The organism is Pyrolobus fumarii 1A (assembly GCF_000223395.1).
Classification (GTDB): Archaea; Thermoproteota; Thermoprotei_A; order Sulfolobales; family Pyrodictiaceae; genus Pyrolobus; species Pyrolobus fumarii.
This window is the reverse complement of record NC_015931.1, coordinates 1,507,307-1,523,661: the sequence shown is the minus strand read 5'-3', so window position 1 is coordinate 1,523,661 and position 16,355 is coordinate 1,507,307. Positions and strand designations below refer to the sequence as shown.

General features: G+C 53.4%; 16 protein-coding genes, 1 tRNA gene and 1 rRNA gene. 6 read left to right on the top strand and 12 right to left on the bottom strand.

Translation table 11 applies throughout. The features are described 5' to 3' along the window. The first annotated feature begins 23 nt into the window (after positions 1-23). A complete protein-coding gene (locus PYRFU_RS08025; RefSeq protein WP_014027165.1) occupies positions 24-416 on the top strand; it encodes a hypothetical protein in 393 nt (130 codons plus the stop codon). A 34-nt stretch (positions 417-450) separates the two neighbouring features. Here the strand turns inward: PYRFU_RS08025 and PYRFU_RS08020 are convergent, their stop codons facing one another. Further along, positions 451-708 (bottom strand): hypothetical protein, encoded by a 258-nt coding sequence (locus PYRFU_RS08020; RefSeq protein WP_014027164.1) that lies wholly within the window; start codon positions 706-708, stop codon positions 451-453. A 163-nt stretch (positions 709-871) separates the two neighbouring features. Further along, a complete protein-coding gene (locus PYRFU_RS10055) occupies positions 872-1,678 on the bottom strand; it encodes a hypothetical protein (RefSeq protein WP_014027163.1) in 807 nt (268 codons plus the stop codon). Between the two features lie 183 nt (positions 1,679-1,861). On the opposite strand from PYRFU_RS10055, the gene rrf reads away from it, so the two are divergent. Continuing rightward, positions 1,862-1,981 (top strand): 5S ribosomal RNA (rrf, locus tag PYRFU_RS08005). Positions 1,982-2,274: 293 nt separating this feature from the next. Here rrf and PYRFU_RS08000 read toward each other — a convergent pair. After that, positions 2,275-2,351 (bottom strand) — tRNA-Ile (locus PYRFU_RS08000). Positions 2,352-2,524: 173 nt separating this feature from the next. On the opposite strand from PYRFU_RS08000, the gene PYRFU_RS07995 reads away from it, so the two are divergent. After that, positions 2,525-3,049: a hypothetical protein gene (locus PYRFU_RS07995; RefSeq protein ID WP_014027162.1), complete on the top strand. Its 525-nt coding sequence runs from the start codon at positions 2,525-2,527 to the stop codon at positions 3,047-3,049. Between the two features lie 10 nt (positions 3,050-3,059). Here PYRFU_RS07995 and PYRFU_RS07990 read toward each other — a convergent pair whose 3' ends face one another. Both PYRFU_RS07990 and PYRFU_RS10050 read right to left on the bottom strand, forming a co-directional pair. Further along, on the bottom strand, positions 3,060-4,547 hold the full coding sequence (locus PYRFU_RS07990) for a leucyl aminopeptidase family protein (RefSeq protein WP_014027161.1): 1,488 nt from the start codon (positions 4,545-4,547) through the stop codon (positions 3,060-3,062). Positions 4,548-4,655: 108 nt separating this feature from the next. Continuing rightward, positions 4,656-5,666 (bottom strand): CBS domain-containing protein, encoded by a 1,011-nt coding sequence (locus PYRFU_RS10050; protein ID WP_014027160.1) that lies wholly within the window; start codon positions 5,664-5,666, stop codon positions 4,656-4,658. A gap of 196 nt (positions 5,667-5,862) precedes the next feature. On the opposite strand from PYRFU_RS10050, the gene PYRFU_RS07980 reads away from it, so the two are divergent. Next, on the top strand, positions 5,863-6,663 hold the full coding sequence (locus PYRFU_RS07980; protein ID WP_014027159.1) for a hypothetical protein: 801 nt from the start codon (positions 5,863-5,865) through the stop codon (positions 6,661-6,663). A 29-nt stretch (positions 6,664-6,692) separates the two neighbouring features. On the opposite strand, the gene purT is transcribed toward PYRFU_RS07980, so the two are convergent. Further along, positions 6,693-7,928, bottom strand: a complete 1,236-nt coding sequence (gene purT / locus PYRFU_RS07975; RefSeq protein WP_014027158.1) for a formate-dependent phosphoribosylglycinamide formyltransferase — start codon at positions 7,926-7,928, stop codon at positions 6,693-6,695. 116 nt (positions 7,929-8,044) lie between these two features. Beyond that, positions 8,045-8,284, bottom strand: a complete 240-nt coding sequence (locus PYRFU_RS07970; protein WP_167827909.1) for a hypothetical protein — start codon at positions 8,282-8,284, stop codon at positions 8,045-8,047. Positions 8,285-8,335: 51 nt separating this feature from the next. Between PYRFU_RS07970 and PYRFU_RS07965 the strand changes: the two genes are divergently transcribed. Continuing rightward, a complete protein-coding gene (locus PYRFU_RS07965) occupies positions 8,336-8,860 on the top strand; it encodes a 3-isopropylmalate dehydratase small subunit (RefSeq protein WP_014027156.1) in 525 nt (174 codons plus the stop codon). Between the two features lie 108 nt (positions 8,861-8,968). On the opposite strand, the gene PYRFU_RS07960 is transcribed toward PYRFU_RS07965, so the two are convergent. Beyond that, positions 8,969-10,252 (bottom strand): hypothetical protein, encoded by a 1,284-nt coding sequence (locus PYRFU_RS07960; protein ID WP_014027155.1) that lies wholly within the window; start codon positions 10,250-10,252, stop codon positions 8,969-8,971. Between the two features lie 124 nt (positions 10,253-10,376). On the opposite strand from PYRFU_RS07960, the gene PYRFU_RS07955 reads away from it, so the two are divergent. Continuing rightward, positions 10,377-10,766, top strand: coding sequence for a hypothetical protein (locus PYRFU_RS07955; RefSeq protein ID WP_167827908.1), 390 nt, complete (start codon positions 10,377-10,379; stop codon positions 10,764-10,766). Between the two features lie 548 nt (positions 10,767-11,314). Here PYRFU_RS07955 and PYRFU_RS07945 read toward each other — a convergent pair. From PYRFU_RS07945 to PYRFU_RS07930, 4 genes are all read right to left on the bottom strand, one after another. Beyond that, positions 11,315-12,046, bottom strand: coding sequence for a PA14 domain-containing protein (locus PYRFU_RS07945; protein WP_048191938.1), 732 nt, complete (start codon positions 12,044-12,046; stop codon positions 11,315-11,317). Positions 12,047-12,118: 72 nt separating this feature from the next. Next, positions 12,119-12,628 carry a ribosomal protein S18-alanine N-acetyltransferase gene (gene rimI / locus PYRFU_RS07940; protein ID WP_048191936.1) on the bottom strand — a complete coding sequence of 170 codons (510 nt, stop codon included), beginning with the start codon at positions 12,626-12,628 and terminating at the stop codon, positions 12,119-12,121. Positions 12,629-12,634: 6 nt separating this feature from the next. After that, positions 12,635-13,111 carry a hypothetical protein gene (locus PYRFU_RS07935; RefSeq protein ID WP_014027150.1) on the bottom strand — a complete coding sequence of 159 codons (477 nt, stop codon included), beginning with the start codon at positions 13,109-13,111 and terminating at the stop codon, positions 12,635-12,637. A 192-nt stretch (positions 13,112-13,303) separates the two neighbouring features. Next, positions 13,304-16,294, bottom strand: coding sequence for a carboxypeptidase regulatory-like domain-containing protein (locus PYRFU_RS07930; RefSeq protein WP_014027149.1), 2,991 nt, complete (start codon positions 16,292-16,294; stop codon positions 13,304-13,306). Positions 16,295-16,355: the final 61 nt, after the last annotated feature.

Below are 16,355 nucleotides of genomic sequence, written 5' to 3'. Positions count from 1 at the left end.
CCAACGTATGATAGAGGGTAGTCGTGAGCGAGAAGCCTACCCCACCCTTACTCGGAGACGGCAGCATAGTAGGAGACTACACGCTTCTCTACCGCTACTGGGACGAGCTCAGAAGACGTGGCCGCAACCTTGACAACGCGCTGCTACGCAGAGAGGACTTCGAAAAACTAAGGCGACTAGTAGAGGAGCATACCAGCATGACGCTAGAAAAGCTGCTATCGATACTCACCGAGGAGTTTCTCCCACGCGTTGACCGCGAGGCCGCCATGGCAGCAGCAAGAGCCACCTATGGCGTAGAGCTAGACGCTGAGACCGCAGCTAGGAGGGTCGCAAGGATACTCGCAGGCTGGCTTATAGAGGCGGGCAAGCAAAGCGGCATTCTTAGGCTGCGGGGGCCTTCACTGCCAACAGACTAAGCTGCAAGATAATAGGGTCTCATCGGGGTCTCCCTTACTCAAGAGGTAACACGAACAGAGAGATAGACCCGTCTACACGTAGAGGGAGATCGCTCATCACCCTCGCCTTATCTGCGCGCACAACAACTACTAACCGCTCACCACTCCCTAAAGCCAACACCTCCAGAGCCACAACGAGGCTACGAACATCACGCACGGCAGCACAACCCGCCAGATGGTTGAACACCTCCCCAACACTCCTACAAGCATCTACAATATCCTCAACGTCGTTACCAATGAGTGCGAGTACCACGGCTCAGGCGGACCCCGCCCTCATCCCAACCCGGGACTACCGGGGCGTCTGGCGGGTGGACTGCCCGCCCGTTAGAATCTCCTACCCCCACCGACCTATATCACTGGTATTGCGGGGCTCGCGCCGACCGCTCCTCGTCACCAATCAGCACTAAGCCATCACGTCATCGCCCCGTCAGCCTAGGAGCGAGTCTCTCCCTTATTCCTACTCTAGCCACGGAACCAGAGCTACCCCCGCTCATCAACTTCCGCGCAACTAGCGAGGCGAGACGCAACACAGACTCCAACATCCTGATCTCCTCGGCGAATACGTCCGGGTACATTCGCGCCTTTTCTAGCACAGAGGCGACCATCTCGAGATCCTCAAACGCTATCTTAGCGAATAGCCTCCTATCCTGGCTCGTAAGCCTCGGTTTACTCGCAAGCATACGCAGAGTTCTTAGGAGGCCCTGGGGGTCCAACGCAGCTATTTGAGCACGTACAACCTCTAGCTGCGGATCGTCTATCTCACCCCCGATATCCAAGCCCGCTACGCTTGACATGCCAGCATCCGCTTCTACAGGCTCCTCGACACCACCCTCCACATCACCGTTCTGAGGTGGCTGCGGACTAGCACCACGCTCGTACTCGTCAAGCGCCTCTATCACAGCCTCTAAGTCTAGGAAGCGCCACCAGTGCTGATTGCTACTCTTGTAGCTCGTCTCTATAACGGCATACTCGCGCTCTAGTATAGACAAGAGGTTGCTAGGGTTATACTCGAGACCGTAACTCCTAAGCTTCGCGACAACCTCGCGATAGTTAAAGTCGCCTAGCCTTACACCATGACGCCCATTAGAGCCTAGAGTAGCCTCCACGGCAGCACGCAGCACCGCATATCCTCGCTCGCCATATCTCGCTAGAAACTCCAGCACCCTCTCCTTAACGCCGATAGACAGTCGCTGTGCCACACTCAGCCCCACTATTACTGTCAAAGACCTAGCCTAAACCGGGTAAGGCGACCCTCCACAACCTAACCCGCCACACTCCAGTGATACCCGGATATCATACCCAGCCATGAACGAACCAAAAGAAACATCCACCAAGACACTCTCCATACACTCATATACAGCAATGTTTTTAACTCCTTGCCTTCCCCAGGGTGGAAAACGGCGGCCCGACCCGGCCATAGCGGCCGGGCAACACCCGGGCCCATATCGAACCCGGAAGTTAAGCCGGCCGCGTTGGGGGCGGCTGTGGAGTCCGCGAGGCTCCGCAGCCCCCCCAAGCCGGGATCGGGCCGCCTCCTCTCCTCGAAACGCACAAACAAGTTCTACACAATCGTCATTCCACGAACCGCCCCAAGCACCACGCATGTTACATGCTTGCCCGAGAGAAAAAGACTCAGGTTCACTAGCTTAGCCTTCTTGGAATCCTTGGATACACACGTGCCCGACGTTGTCATATCGCGATGTGCCACGCTAGTTCAGCTAGCTAACCAACCTTAAGAGATGCACCATAGGCAGGTACGAACACCATTGACATTCAATCATACTTTGGACGGGGATAGTCATCATGCTGTGAGAAGGAGTGGTGGGCCCGGGGGGATTTGAACCCCCGACCTCCCGGTTATCAGCCGGGCGCTCTACCAGGCTGAGCTACGGGCCCACGTTCTCCGTGTAAATGGTGTTGCGGCTACCGAGGGTTATTTCTGGTTTGCGGGGCCTCGGGGGCCGGCGTGAATCGTCACAGCGTTTGCTAAGCAAACCCGCTTCTCTTCATCGGCCCCCTTCACCGCTATTAACTGGTGCTCTACACCATCTTTTAACTAGGCGAGCTTAGTGAGGACGACCGAGACCATGACGTTACGCGGTGTTAGCGAGATTGTATCTGTGCTTCTTTTGCTGCTAATAGTCTCTGCTGTGGGATTCGCGGTGTATCTTGCATTCCTCTCTCAGGCTGTAGGGCTGACTAGGGTTGCGGAGAGGAACGTAGAGGAGGCCGAAGCGTCAGCCATTGCAGGCGCGTACATAGCATCCGCTTACATATACGTGAACGTCACAAAGGGGTGTGGAGAGATACGCATGTTGCTAACTGCAAGTGCAAAACCCCTTGACGTGGAAAGCGTGTACGTTAATGACATGCTAGTTTATCCGAATATAACCGGCGACGCCCTCGGTTGTTCCATCCTGTCCCCGCCGCCACGTATCACTGTGTATCCAGGCGTGCTGAACTACACTGTCGTGCCGCTTACACAATCCGTTCTACAAGACATACTGGCAGGCCAGCCTAGGAGCGCCACAGTGAAGATAGTTACGAAATACAACACCGATGTGAAAGAAGCACGCATAGTTTACACCTCATGATCGACCGGATTTAGTCTATAACCGTCGCGCCGCGCGCCACGTCTCTCAACAGTTCTATTATGGCCCGTAAGCCCCACGCTGTAGCCCCGCTCTCATAGTATGGTTTCTTAGGGCCGCGGTCCTGCACCCAAGCAACACCCGCTATATCAAGGTGCAACCACGGCTTATCGTCAACGAACTTCTCCAGGAACTTTGCCGCGACTATAGCCGCGCCTGGCCTGCCTCCCGTGTTCGCCATATCCGCTACTGTAGATTCAAGTTGCCTCTCGTACACCGGCCACAACGGCATTCTCCACACATACTCCCCGGTGAACCTTGCAAGCCTCTCGAAGACTTCCGCCAGCCTGTCATTGTTGGAGAAGAGTGCTGCAGCGTGATTGCCTAGCGCGACTACCGCTGCACCAGTTAGTGTCGCAACATCCACGAGTATATCCGCCTTTAGTTCACGAGCAGCGTATGACAATGCATCGGCTAGCGTTAGCCTGCCCTCCGCATCTGTGCTCAACACCTCGACGCTATAGCCACCATACATCTTGAGTACGTCTCGTGGCTTGTATGCAGAGCCCCCGGGCATATTCTCCACAGCCGGCAGGAGTGCATAGACTGTCACTGGGAGCTGTAGCCTAGCCGCAGCGAGTATAGCACCTAGCGCAATGCCACCCCCGCTCTTATCATACTTCATGTCAAGCATGCTATCCGAGGATTTTAGGAAGAGACCGCCGGAGTCGAAAGTTACCGTCTTGCCCACTATCGCTATACTCCTAGGCCCTCCGTTGTACTCGAGTATAACGAGGCGTGGTTCTACGCTGCTACCCCTACCAACAGCAAGTATGCCGTTCATGCCATGCTCTTCTAGCTCTCTGGCTCTCAATACGCGGAGTCTAAGCCCATACTCGCTAGCGAGCTTAGCGGCCAGCCTCTCTACGCCTTCAGGGTTCATCTCGGAGGACGGAGCGTTTGCAAAGTCGCGTGCAACGCGCACCGCCTCTGCTATTATGCGCCCAGTTTCTAGGCTTCGTTCGGGAGCATCGACGAACCCCACCTCCTCAATAACGTGGGGTGCGATGCCTCGCGACTTCTGCGTGTAGACATAGTTTGCCATATCAGCCGCGACGACAAGCTGCTCATAGACCCACTCTACACCACGGTCGCCACTAGTAGCTCTCTCCACGAGGCCATCTGCAACCGCTACAGCTAAACGCGAGATGCCTCGATACCCGCGGGCATAACTAACGGCCGATGCTACGGCCATCCGTAGCCTCTCTATAAGCTCGGGCGGCCACTCTGCATCAACACCCGCGTATATGACGCGCGGCGGCTTACCTGGCATGTATGCCATGCGCACTTCTTCAAGCCTACCCCGAAAGTCGCCCAATTCTATCGGTGCATGTGCCTCGCGGGGTAGGCTTAGGCGCTGAGGTATAGGCCCGTTAGTGATTATAGCGATAGCATCGTATAGAGTGGTAGACGTGGTGGATATCGAAACTAGGCGCGTCAAGCGTTACAGCACCACAAGCGGAGTTGTAAGACGTGTACACAAAAAGAGCTGGGCACATGACCGGATAGTTTTAGACTAAAGTTGACGCCGGTTATCGTCCTCTGTATGTTAGTGCAATACCCGAGTCGCAACTAGTGTCTGCGTGGACTTTACCGCGCGTAGACTGCGTATACCCTCACTCACTATCTTGAAGAGTTCGCTTGTACTACTAGCCTCCAGGAGCACTATGAGGTCGAAAGGCCCAGTTGCCATGAGCACTTCCTTCACGCCCGGCACCGCCATTATCCTCTCAGCAACCTCGTGCTCGCGCCCAGTCTCGACGTTGACCAGGACTACTCCTTTCACGCGCTCCCCCATGTACGCCAAGTAGTCCATAGCCTGGAACGCCAGATCCGTCAACGTGATCGTCGTCAGCTCCCCATCCTTCTTAACGATAAGCCTGGTTACGTCATTCTCATGCATTAGCTCAACAGCTGCTTTCGAGTCGAAGCCCGGAGGCACATAGATTATCTCTCCCTTTGCATAGTCACCGATCTTGGCTTCCGGCCCTCCCTTGATAAGCGCCTCTAGAAAGTCCCACTCTCTCAACACAGTTATCTCGTCACCACGCTTCACGAACACCTCCATGGCACCCGTCTCGTCCATAGCCTTGGCGGCCGCGCGTAGCGACGCGTCCTCCGGAAGAACGACTATCCTCCTAGACACTGGTTCTACACGAGCAAGTCCATATGAGAGCCTTGACCATAGGGCGTATGCCGCGAACCTAGGCTCCAGCACCCCCTTTACCTCGCCAGTCTCGTCAACAACGGGTAGGAAGCGAACCCCCCTCTTTCTCATTATGTTAAGCGCCTCTGTTATGCTATCCGTCGTGCGTACAGTGACGGGCTTCAGCACAGCTTGCTCAGCTACCGTCGCCTTGTCGATGTCAACGCCTGCCGCCACCGCCCTCACAAGCCTGCGGTAGCTCAATACCAGCTCTGGCCTACGCAGCGCATCGAGCGTTATAGTGCCCAACACGCGATTCTCCAACATCACCTCGGCAGCCTTGCGTAGACTCTGGTCAGCCGAAATGATTGGCAGCCTCTTATCCTCCATCACGTTAGCTACTGTGGGGACCATCTCCTTCTCACCCCACTTAACATGTTAAAACATTGTTGAGCGCAGCTCTTGAGGTTAATCTGACACCATCATGGACCTTTAACCTAAGAGCAGGCACTCATGGGTATCTAGGGGCACCGGCAACCGTTGAGAGTATCTAATACGCCTCGTAACCGTATAGGGGCGTATCGTCTGCACTAACACAGTGTGGGTACCTATGCAGCACCAGGGCAAAGCAGAGCGAAGAATCCGCATACCGAAGAACGCTAGGATCGGCAGGTTTCATGTTATGGCTTTGTTGCAGGCTGCTCGTTACTACCTGCTCTACGGCGACATGGATAAGGCGAAGAGCTTCGGTCTAAACCGCGCAATCTTCTACGCATGGGCCAAGTACTATGGCCCGTCAACAGGCCATTATCACCTCAAGAGGAGAGACGCGGTGCCTCAGAAGGTGCGAGAAGTCATGGAGCGTGTAAGGAGGGGGGAGTCAAGCGGGCTAGAGGCTTTCATGGGCGAAGGTGCGGGGAGAAGGAGGGAGCCTCTGGTAGTTGTCGACGATCGTGGCAAGCGCTGGGCTATACTCTTTGATGGTATGGAGGCTGTCCCGGTAGGTAGGAATGGTTGGTTTGAGATGGGTGGAAAGGAGCAACGCCCAGAAGATTTTGATAAGCAGGTGGCCAAGAGTTTTGAGGCTGTTGGCATCCCGTTCGACGTCGCGTGGAGAGCCGCATTAGAGTATGTTAGGAGGTTTCCAGTAGAGGTCTTGAAGAGCCCCTCCAGGTTCTACAAGTATGTATACGAGCCGGTTCGCGACTCGTTTATCGACAGCGTGGTTAGGACGTTCATTGAAGCAGAGCAACAGGGTGAACAACTGCATTCCGCTATAAGCGAGACTAGGCAACAAGATACATCCGAAGATGTCAAGAGAGGGGCGAAGAGCGGGTCTAGAGGTGCGGGTCCCCCGTTTCGCACGCTAGATGAGTTCTTGGGGAAGAGGCAGACTAGAAACGATAAGTGATTCTAGCTGTGAGCATAGTGTTACACAAATTAGCCTGGCGCAACGCGTAACATTTGTGCCGCTTTTCTAGCTTTTTCCCTAGCCTCGCTTACCGTCAATCCTGTGGCCAGCACAACAGCCATCCTTCTACCCTTGTACGTGACTGGCTTACCGAATACACGTATGTCTACACCCTGTATACTCAGCGCACCGTACACCCCATGTACCTTTGGAGCCCAGATGCCCTCAAGGTCGGTGTATACGGCGTAGCTTGCAGCCGGTGTTACAAGCTTAGGCCTCGGCACCGGTAGCCCAACCGACGCTCTAGCGTGTATAGCAAACTCGCTCAACTCCATACTCTTTAGCGTGACTAACCCGGTGTCGTGTGGACGCGGCGCCACCTCACTGAACAAGAGCCTACCATCCTTTGTGTAGAGGAGTTCAACGCCAAACACGCCTACGCCTCCCAGCGCATCAGCCACACGCTTACCAATCTCCACGGCCCGCTCTAGCAGCTCGCTCGGCCTTTCGGACGGCTGCCATGATTCTATGTAGTGGAACTCACCGTACCTCCAGTGCTCAACAGGAGGCAGTGCATCAGTCTCTACTCTCCCATCACCACTTACATAACGGTAAGCTAGCACTGTAAACTCGGTCTCGAGCTGCACGTACTCCTCGACAATGACTCGCCTAGAGGCGCCTCTAGCATGGCTCACCGCGTAACGATAAGCTTCGGCGACTCTCTTCTTATCACTTACATTGACCTTCACATGGCCATGACCGCTGCTGCTCATTTCGGGTTTAAGTAGACACGGGTATCCCACTTTCTCGCAAGCCTCGTAGGCCTCGTCTTCGTTCTCCGCGAAAGCGTACCTGGTGGTGGGTAACCCTAGTTTCTCAGCGGCAAACCTTCTAAGCTCGATACGGTTCATGGCGATCGCCACGGCCTTTGCGTTTGGCACGATATTGTACCCTTCCTCCTCTAGCTCTATGAGAGCGTCTACGCATACCGCCTCGATCTCCGGTATAATTGCGGTGGGCTCTTCACGCCTTACTATGGCCTTGATCGCGCCACAGTCAAGGAGACTAACCACATACCGTCTATGGGCAACATGCATAGCTGGGGCCCAGTCATAACGATCAACAACCACAACCTCGAAGCCAAGACGCTGGGCTTCAATCGCGACCTCCTTGCCTAGCTCGCCGCCGCCAAGCAGGAGTATCTTAACCGGACGCCTAGAGTATAACGGGGTGGGTATGGCATCCAGAGGCTCGGGTACGCCCAAGAGGCCCCCGCGAGGCGAACAGTGAGGCCCTCCTAGAGTCTCTTTCCCTCAGGGCAGCCTCGGCGATCCCCCGCTAATCCTCACCGGCCACTTCTCCTCGGCGCCCTTGGTTCTCGTCACCGGCCCTCCCTAGAGAGTAAGACCAGCACAACAATTATAGCCGATATTATGATGACTTCCGTTACGCTTATGAAGGCCCTAAAGAGCGTCGAGAAGATTGCCATCAGCGCCACTGCCATCACAGCTATGGCTATTGGTGCGACCCGAGGACGAAGTAGCAGTGCCAGCAACACTAGGAACAATAATGGTGCTAGCAGTTGGAGCAACTTCTTCGGCCACTGGGATACCCGAGGCACACCGCCACTTAAAACCTGGTCCGGTGTCGCGCACCACGCTAGGGGCTCGACGTGTCGAAATCTTGGATTGTGAGGGGCAGGGCTATACGGCTAGGCGATGACATAAACACGGACTTTATCATACCGTATCAGTATAAGGCGAGAACCCTAGACCCAAAGGAGCTCGCCAAGCACGTATTCGAGGGCCTCGATCCCGAGCTCCCTAAGAGGATAAGGCCCGGCGACATCGTTGTAGCTGGGAAGAACTTTGGGTATGGTAGTAGCAGAGAGCAGGCGCCTCTTGCGATCAAAGCTGCTGGGATACAAGCTGTTATAGCAGAGAGCTTTGCGAGAATATTCTACCGCAACGCCATTAACCTTGGCCTTATAGTTGTTGAGGCGCCACGCAAATTCATAGACAGTGTCGAGACTGGCGATACAGTAGAAGTGAGGCTAGAGGAGGGTGTCGTGCGCAACGTCAGCAAGGGTGTAGAGGCCAGTGTAAAGCCTCTTCCGGAGTTTGTGAGGCGTATAGTGGAGGCTGGCGGCCTCGCCGGCTATCTCAAGAAGCATGGCAAGTTCCCGTGGGAGGAGTAGGGTGCCTCGGAGCAGCCAGGGGATCAGTCACCGCTCCTCCAGCTACACCCGACGGCTCCTCACCGGCACCAGTGAGTGTTTAAGCCGTATCACAGGGGTTTAATCCGTCTAGCATGGCCTGGCCTCCGCGTATAGCGTGCCATCGATATAGCGTAGACATCCTCTACGGATCGCCTCGCGTATCCTCTCGTGCTTAACATCATCTACCACCGGGTCTAGTAGAACCTCTATACTCGTGCCCCTGTCCACACCCGGCATACAGTCGGTATAGAGCCCGAGGAGCCTAAGCTGCTTAGCCACCAAAGGGTAAGCGGCATCACCGTCAACTCCACGATGTATACAAACTCTTATTGGGCCGTACTCTCTCCTGTCAATGAGGCTTGGTGTTCGTATGCCTCTCTCTATGCTCTCCACGGTATCGTCAAACATCTTGTAGTATAATGCGTCCATGACGTTGAGCAGGGTGTCAAGGCTGGAGGCTAGTGGCATTGTTGCAAGTATGCCTCGCGCATCGATCCAAGCCGCTATCACGTTGGACAGCTTACGCAGGTCTGCTACGGGGAGTCTCTTTGTGTACCTCGCTACTCCTATAACCTCTGTTGGTCTGCGTGGTGCCTTACTAGTCGAGCGTAGGTGCTCATACAACCTCTCAGCTAGGCGACTGATAGATTCCTCCTCTGCTTCGGCAACACTCCTTCCCAGCATCTTTGAAGTCGCTTCATCGGCTTCCAGGAATTTCTTGACTGTCTCCATGCTACCGGTTAGCCCGGGGTAGTAGGGGTCTATAGTGTAGACGATAGCCTCCTCAACTGGCTTCTCGAACCAGTCGAATAGCTTGACTGTTAGAGTTGCCACGGCTCTATTCTCAACCTCAAGAAGCTCTGCAAGCCACTTCTCGGGGCCTATGAAGTCGCCTCTCTGGTCACGATCAAGGCCGAGCCAGTAAGCCATGGCTAGACCAAGTAAGCCTCTATCACCGGTAACAACAACCTCAGACATCATACCCAGCGCGAGACCGGTAAGGCTAGCATCCCTAGCCGCGACTATAGCTGCACGCGTCAAACCCTGGGGCTTGTCTCCCCGCGCTATCACGATTGACGGTGCGCGAAACTCTCCGCTTACCGCTATACTCGCCTCGAAGCCCACGAGAATCGTGGGTTCTCTTACGACGTCCGGTGGTAGAGGAGAGGCTACTATCCACGTATAGATGCCCTTTCCACGCAGTATCGAGTGTAATACCGATGACGCTATGACAGCATCCACACTGGGAAAGATTCTTATCTCAGCGTATCCATATTCCCTCTCTATCACGGCTAGCTGAGAGACGCCGGCGCCGTAGAGTTGCTTTTCTTTCTCACGCCGTGCTCTTTCAAAGCTCTCGTCTAGGGACAAACCCTGCCCCGTGAACGGATCCGTCCAACTCGACTTATATGTGGTAGAGTATTACCTCTGATTGTTGGGTTTCAGTAGTATGTTTACGGGTATGTTTCGCAAACGCCGTCATCGAAAGGTGAGCGTGGAGGCGCTCACCCTAGCGAGACTAGTGCACGAGTATTACAGGTACTATGGCAGGCCTCTGGCGGGGCGTAGGAGACTAATAGCGCTGCTAGCTGCACTCAAGTATCTCGAACCGGATGGCACTCCGAGGAGGAAGGCATTACCACTAAACTTCAACTTCTACATTACATGCGGCCATCTAGACAGTAGCACGGTGAAAGTGGCGATAATTGAGGCTATAGATGCGGGTTTAGTTCAGGAGAGCATAGCCCGCTGCTATGATAGCACCGTATGCTGCGATGATGCTACGCACATCTATGTCTACAAGCCGCGTGGCGCCCCACCACTACTCTCAGCAGGCCTTGAGAGAGAGAGATCCACGGGACCGTTAGGGCATATGGCGAGCTAGCGCCATACCAGATTACATCTCGGATCATCAAGGCATACGGAGGTCACAGTATTCTAGTGGGGCTCAACGGTGTACGCCTCGACGAGGTTATCGCAGCAGTCAAGAGAGAGCGTACGCGTTAAAAACCCAGGCTCAGCTCATCGACCCCTCGCCATCACCCCGAGGGGCTAACGACTATGTCGGCCTCATCACAGCCTTTCATTGTTTATGTGCTCGGCCCCTCTTATCACGAGTGCGGTCACATGCTTGCACGAGAGGGTAAACGCGTGGTACTTGTAGGTGGAAGAGTAGGACGCGTCTTTAGCAACAACGGCGAGCTGGTCATATTGCCTCTTGGCGAACTAAAACGTCGCCTTCTTATCAATTTTTTAGTATCCGTCTCCTCCGGCGTCGATAGAATAGTTGTAGATTGCGAATCCCTCAGCTACACACCGGTCGGTGAAGCGATACTCGTATACAAATGGTTAGTAGATAGCCTTGAGGTGCATGTGGTAGGCGAGTGTGTAGACGAGAGTCTCGCTAATCTCGGACTAAAACCTCTGGATCGACTACCTTGCTAGGAGTAGATACTCGTCCCCACCCCAAACATCACTTATTACTGGCGTCTCGACTATCACCTCGCCTTCCCTGTTGTACACTCTGAAGTATGCTGCTATCGGTTCTAGCAGGTCACCCGCCGGTATACGGGCAATACCGTAGCGGGACTCGGCTTCTCTACGGAAGAAGCCGTTGCGTAGCTCCACTCGATAACCGCTTGGTATACCACGCACCACGATGTCATCACCCAGCCTTGTATAGAGGTATTGACTTGGTATTGGCTCGTAGTCGCCATTAGGTGTTATCCAGCCTAGCACGATACGCCCGAATACGTCATGATTGTAGTATAGTAGGCGTATCTTATGCAAGCCTACATCGAGTTCGATGGGATCGCTGATATAGTGTGTTGGAGGTTGATCCCGCCACGCGTCTATGACGAGCTTGTCGTCAATCCATAGTTTGGCGCCATCATCGACTATGATGTAGAAGCGATAGACGCCTACCTCCGGTACGTGTAGAAAGCCGCGCCACTCTACCATGAAGTTGCCAGCGGGTACGCCCTCCGCTGGCGAATCGTCCCACACGAAATCTATCATTTCGTGGATGGTCTCTCGTACCGGCTCCTCCCGTTCCACTATATTGGGGTCGGGTGGCGACTCGCCATCCCATACGTAGAAGCGTGCATGAAGGCCCCTTGTTTTGCCGCTTCTAGTCCTTACGAGCACAAGCCTTGCTTGGCTCATGCTGCGCCCCGATGGTATGTAGTAAACTAGGGCGGGGCCGTGTGAGTTGGGAGCGGGTAACACACCCTGGGTTCACAACAGCCTAGCCATTAGGTAGGCGTCTTCACCGTCAAAATAGTAGCGTGGTATAACGTGTATCTTACGGAAGCCCAGTTTCTCGTAAAGCTTTATCGCGGGAGTGTTGGATACACGCACCTCCAGGTATACCTCCTGCGCCCCATACTCTCGCTTCAGACTATCCATCGCCGCCTCCATTAGCTTAGTTGCTATGCCCCTGCGCCGGTACTCGGGTAGCACGGCAAGCGATATTATGTGACCCCTCTTGACGAACCCGCGAGCTACGAACCCGACTCCATACTCTACGCGCGTCATCACATACCCAACTATCTTTCCTCTAGGCGCCTCGGCAACATAGAACGCCTTACCCCAATTACGTAAATGATCCTCAAAGAACCACTCCGGGTAGTTTTCCGGGAGGCACTTACGGTTAACCTGAATCACTTGCGGAAGGTCGCTCTCCCTAGCCCGTCTTATCACAACATCGCCTATACGCGCATAGACGTCGCTCGCAGCTACCACCATGCTCCTCTACCCGCTCCACGCGTCTAGGGGTGGCGACTCGAGCCTCTTTAGCCTCAACGAGCGCAGCTTCTCCATAACCCTGTGCAAGAATCGCTCTATTTCCTCTGGCTTCACGCCCCTCTCCGAGGCAATTCTCTTAACAACATCCTCAACAATCGCATATCTCTTATACTTCTCGTTAAGCCTTCTCCAAGGCACGCCCTTCAACGCCTCGGAAAGCCTCTCATCAAAGGGAAGTACACCCTGCAGCATTAGCACAGCTATCAACGGGTAACCTACATAACCACGTAGACGAGTACCGTTATCATCACTATAGGCAACACCCTTTTCAACATCAACATACACTCGATACACACGGTCACCCTCACTACTAGCAACACGCGCAAAAACACACTTATCATTAACACACTCTACACGACCATCAGCAATAGCCCCCAACGCCTCAAGAACCTTTATGCGGGGAGGAAGCCGCAGAGTCGGCAACACACTACAACCTCCTAGTTAGAATACACGGTTGGAACTAACGGTGTTTAAACACGACTTGACACTAGGGCCGCGGGTGCCCTCAGGGTCGCTCCACCTATCCGCATCCACTCGTCGGCACGTCCCTACCTCCTCACCGGCCCGCGGCCCGCATACACTCTACACCCAAACCAAAGGTAATATAGCCACACTCTAGAACAGCTCTTCAAGCTCCTCTTCTATCCCAGGCGGCGTTCTACCAAATCGCTCAGCTAGACTCTCACGCAACTTTCTTATTCGCTCGCGCAACGCTCTCCTAGCAACGATGAACACTAGTGCGACAATCACCAATATGGAGCCTATCAACAGGTAAGGCAGTAGGTGCATGATTATGAGTGCTGGTGACTCTGGGAGCACTATGTCTACATTGACGGACTTTTCAACCTCAAAGCTCTTCTCCTTCACGAGCTCCATGCTTAAGAAGAATATGTTTATACGGTAAATGGCCCTGGCAGTGTAGTTGCCTGGCATTAGCGTGATAGTTGCAACTCCTTTGTCATCCGTTGTTATACGCTTCGTAACACTAATGCCATTGAACGCCACACCTACTATTTCAACCGTCGCGTTGGGAGCTGGACGTTTACCGAGTTTCACCTGGATAGTTACTGGCACTTCCACGGGCTCTAGGAGCACTTTGAGCTCAGTATTCTGGTTTAGTATCACACTCCTCTTCCCGGGTTTATAGTAGTCAGCCTCGACGGTAATCGTGTAGTTGCCTAAAGGCAAGCTTACGAGAGCACCTGCTGGGAACTCCGCTTTATAACCGACAGTCTCGGCTATGACCTTGGCATTCTCGACTACCTGCCTTGTGAGGGCATCTATAGCTATGACCCGCATGTTATAGTGGACCATTGTGAGGTTGACATGAAGTCTTAGCGTATTAGGCACATCCATTGTGAGTATTGCCGTCTTGTGTAGAGGCGCGGAGACTCTGACCTCATAATAACCCCAGATGACCCTAACCTTAATCCTTAAGCTGGTCTCTCCAGCTGGTATTGGTCTTTCAACTCGTATAGGCATAGCTTTAACGGGCTCTAGACGCGTGAGCACGAGCTGCATAGTCGCATTGTGCTTTAGCGGCATCTGCAAATGCACAATGAGTTCTACTGTGAATTCCTGGGGTGGCAGGTACACAGGTATTCTTCTCGCCTCTTGCCTAGTGGTAGAGAGCGGTATCTCGACCTTCACGGTTCGCGGTTGATAGAGAGGACGTGTAACAATTATCGTGTAGTTGCCAGGCGGGAGCATGAAGACCTCAAACGCCTTGGCTACTCCTTTTCGTTTCGTTGACTCGTCGATTATAGTTACACTAGCATCCCGCAAGGGTTGACGGGTATCCAAGGCATATACATTAAGCGACACGCTCTTTAGCAGCGGCTCAAGCTCAAAGTTTACTATGATAGGCTCGTTGTTCTCGCCAACCACTAATTCCTTGCTGCATTCTTTGTAGCCTATCGCCGATACAGTAACATTGTAACGACCAGGAGGCACCTTAAGCGACACACAACCATCATTCCCTGTTATGACAGTCCGTCGGAAACCGAAATCAGCCTTTAGTTTAACCTCTGCACCCTTAATAGGGCCTTTTGCAAAACCCCAACCCTGAGGATCACCAGCACCATATACGCAAATAGTGACATTGACGCTTTTCACTTCTATTACGCTTGGCGGGTCATGCACATGTCTTGCCAGACACTCGTTCGGAGGAAGCACTCTTATCGTGATGTTATAGACGCCGGCATAGACGCTACTATACTCCACCCTATAGGTGCCGGTAGGTAGGAGTATCCACGCGAAGCCGTCCAGACTATACCCGTATCTCGTTAGCACGCCACGGCATTCACCACCAAGACACGTTATTGTTATATTGTACGGCACCGGTCGACCATCGAGTAGCACGCCGAATTCTACAGCATAGAGGGGTTTTAGTAACGATGCCACCTTCATCACATAGAGTTTAGAGCCGCTCTTTGCTGTAAACCAGCCTTCGTTATACCCTAGAGCCTCAGCCTGGCCGAGCGTTATGCCCACTAACATGTTCCAAAGTGGTCTGCCACTAACCGCATCAACCAGATATGCGACCAGATTATCATTGTTATCTCTAGCCACAACTAGTAGATACCGTGGGTTACACGCTGGTATAGCATAGAGTCTTTGTAGCTCGCCTGGTAACGGGATACTCCATAGGAGCCGTGGCTCTCCAGATGTTATGTCAAATGCTTGAAGCGTGTATGTTGGGAAGCCCTCTGCAGAAGTGTAATATAACACTGCAAGTACAGTGCCACGATTTTGTACAATCCATGCTTTGCTAGGCGCACTAATCTCTGTTGGCTTCACACTCGGCTCGTAACCCGTTTGCCAGATAACAAGATAGAGGTTATCCGCGTCGGGCCTAGCGGCAAGGACGTAAAGCGTAGCTGTATACACATTATAAGCGGCATCATACGCTTTGTATCCGTCAAGTAGAGTTATCTTGTTATCACTCTGCCTCTGGAGGAGAATGGCAACATTTCCATCATTCCCGCCTGAATACACGTTGTAAGCAATACCCCAGCCCCATCTACCACACCACGTGATTAACTTAGCCCATGCAACATTAGTGACGTTCCATATCCTCTCCACTTTAGGAGTTACACTGCTCCCGCTGAACGTATACACGTACCCCGCTACATCAACAACTATTATCTTGCCTTCCGGATCCATACCAATATAAATCGGCTCGGAATGCAAAGAATAAATACCATTGATAACTATGCATTCGGGTCCACATATCTTGAGGATCACGATAGTGTTATCCACGGTTGCTTGAGGGGTATGTCCTATACCCACTATCATACCTGGGGCGAGGGGCACGAGTCTGTCGATTATCACGCCAGCATCGGTAATAAACAGTGGCTGCCCTTCAAGCGTGTACAGCCCTATGGTCCCGTTAGTGAAGGCAACTACCAGCTTGTCTAGTGTGACAACCGCATCATCCACAATACCCGAAAGTTCAACTGAGCTCAAGTGTGGCGGCAATACAGTGGGGGTATGCGCGCCTGGGCATAGCGTGACGACAGCGTTTACGCTCTCGGCGTCGGTTACCGTAGCGCACGCCACAGCTAGCATAACGACTATGAGAAGCGTTGTAACAACTGCTTTCATTGCGGCCATCGCCGCCCAAGCATACCAGCTTAGAACGTCTTTAAAACAGTGTTATCGCTGG

What these genes read in the sequence shown, in the direction of transcription:
- PYRFU_RS07930 (WP_014027149.1), bottom strand. Translation starts at nt 16,294, where the DNA reads ATGAAAGCAGTTGTTACAACGCTTCTCATAGTCGTTATGCTAGCTGTG.
- rimI (WP_048191936.1), bottom strand. Translation starts at nt 12,628, where the DNA reads ATGGTGGTAGCTGCGAGCGACGTCTATGCGCGTATAGGCGATGTTGTG.
- PYRFU_RS07945 (WP_048191938.1), bottom strand. Translation starts at nt 12,046, where the DNA reads ATGAGCCAAGCAAGGCTTGTGCTCGTAAGGACTAGAAGCGGCAAAACA.
- PYRFU_RS10050 (WP_014027160.1), bottom strand. Translation starts at nt 5,666, where the DNA reads ATGGTCCCCACAGTAGCTAACGTGATGGAGGATAAGAGGCTGCCAATC.
- PYRFU_RS07980 (WP_014027159.1), top strand. Translation starts at nt 5,863, where the DNA reads ATGCAGCACCAGGGCAAAGCAGAGCGAAGAATCCGCATACCGAAGAAC.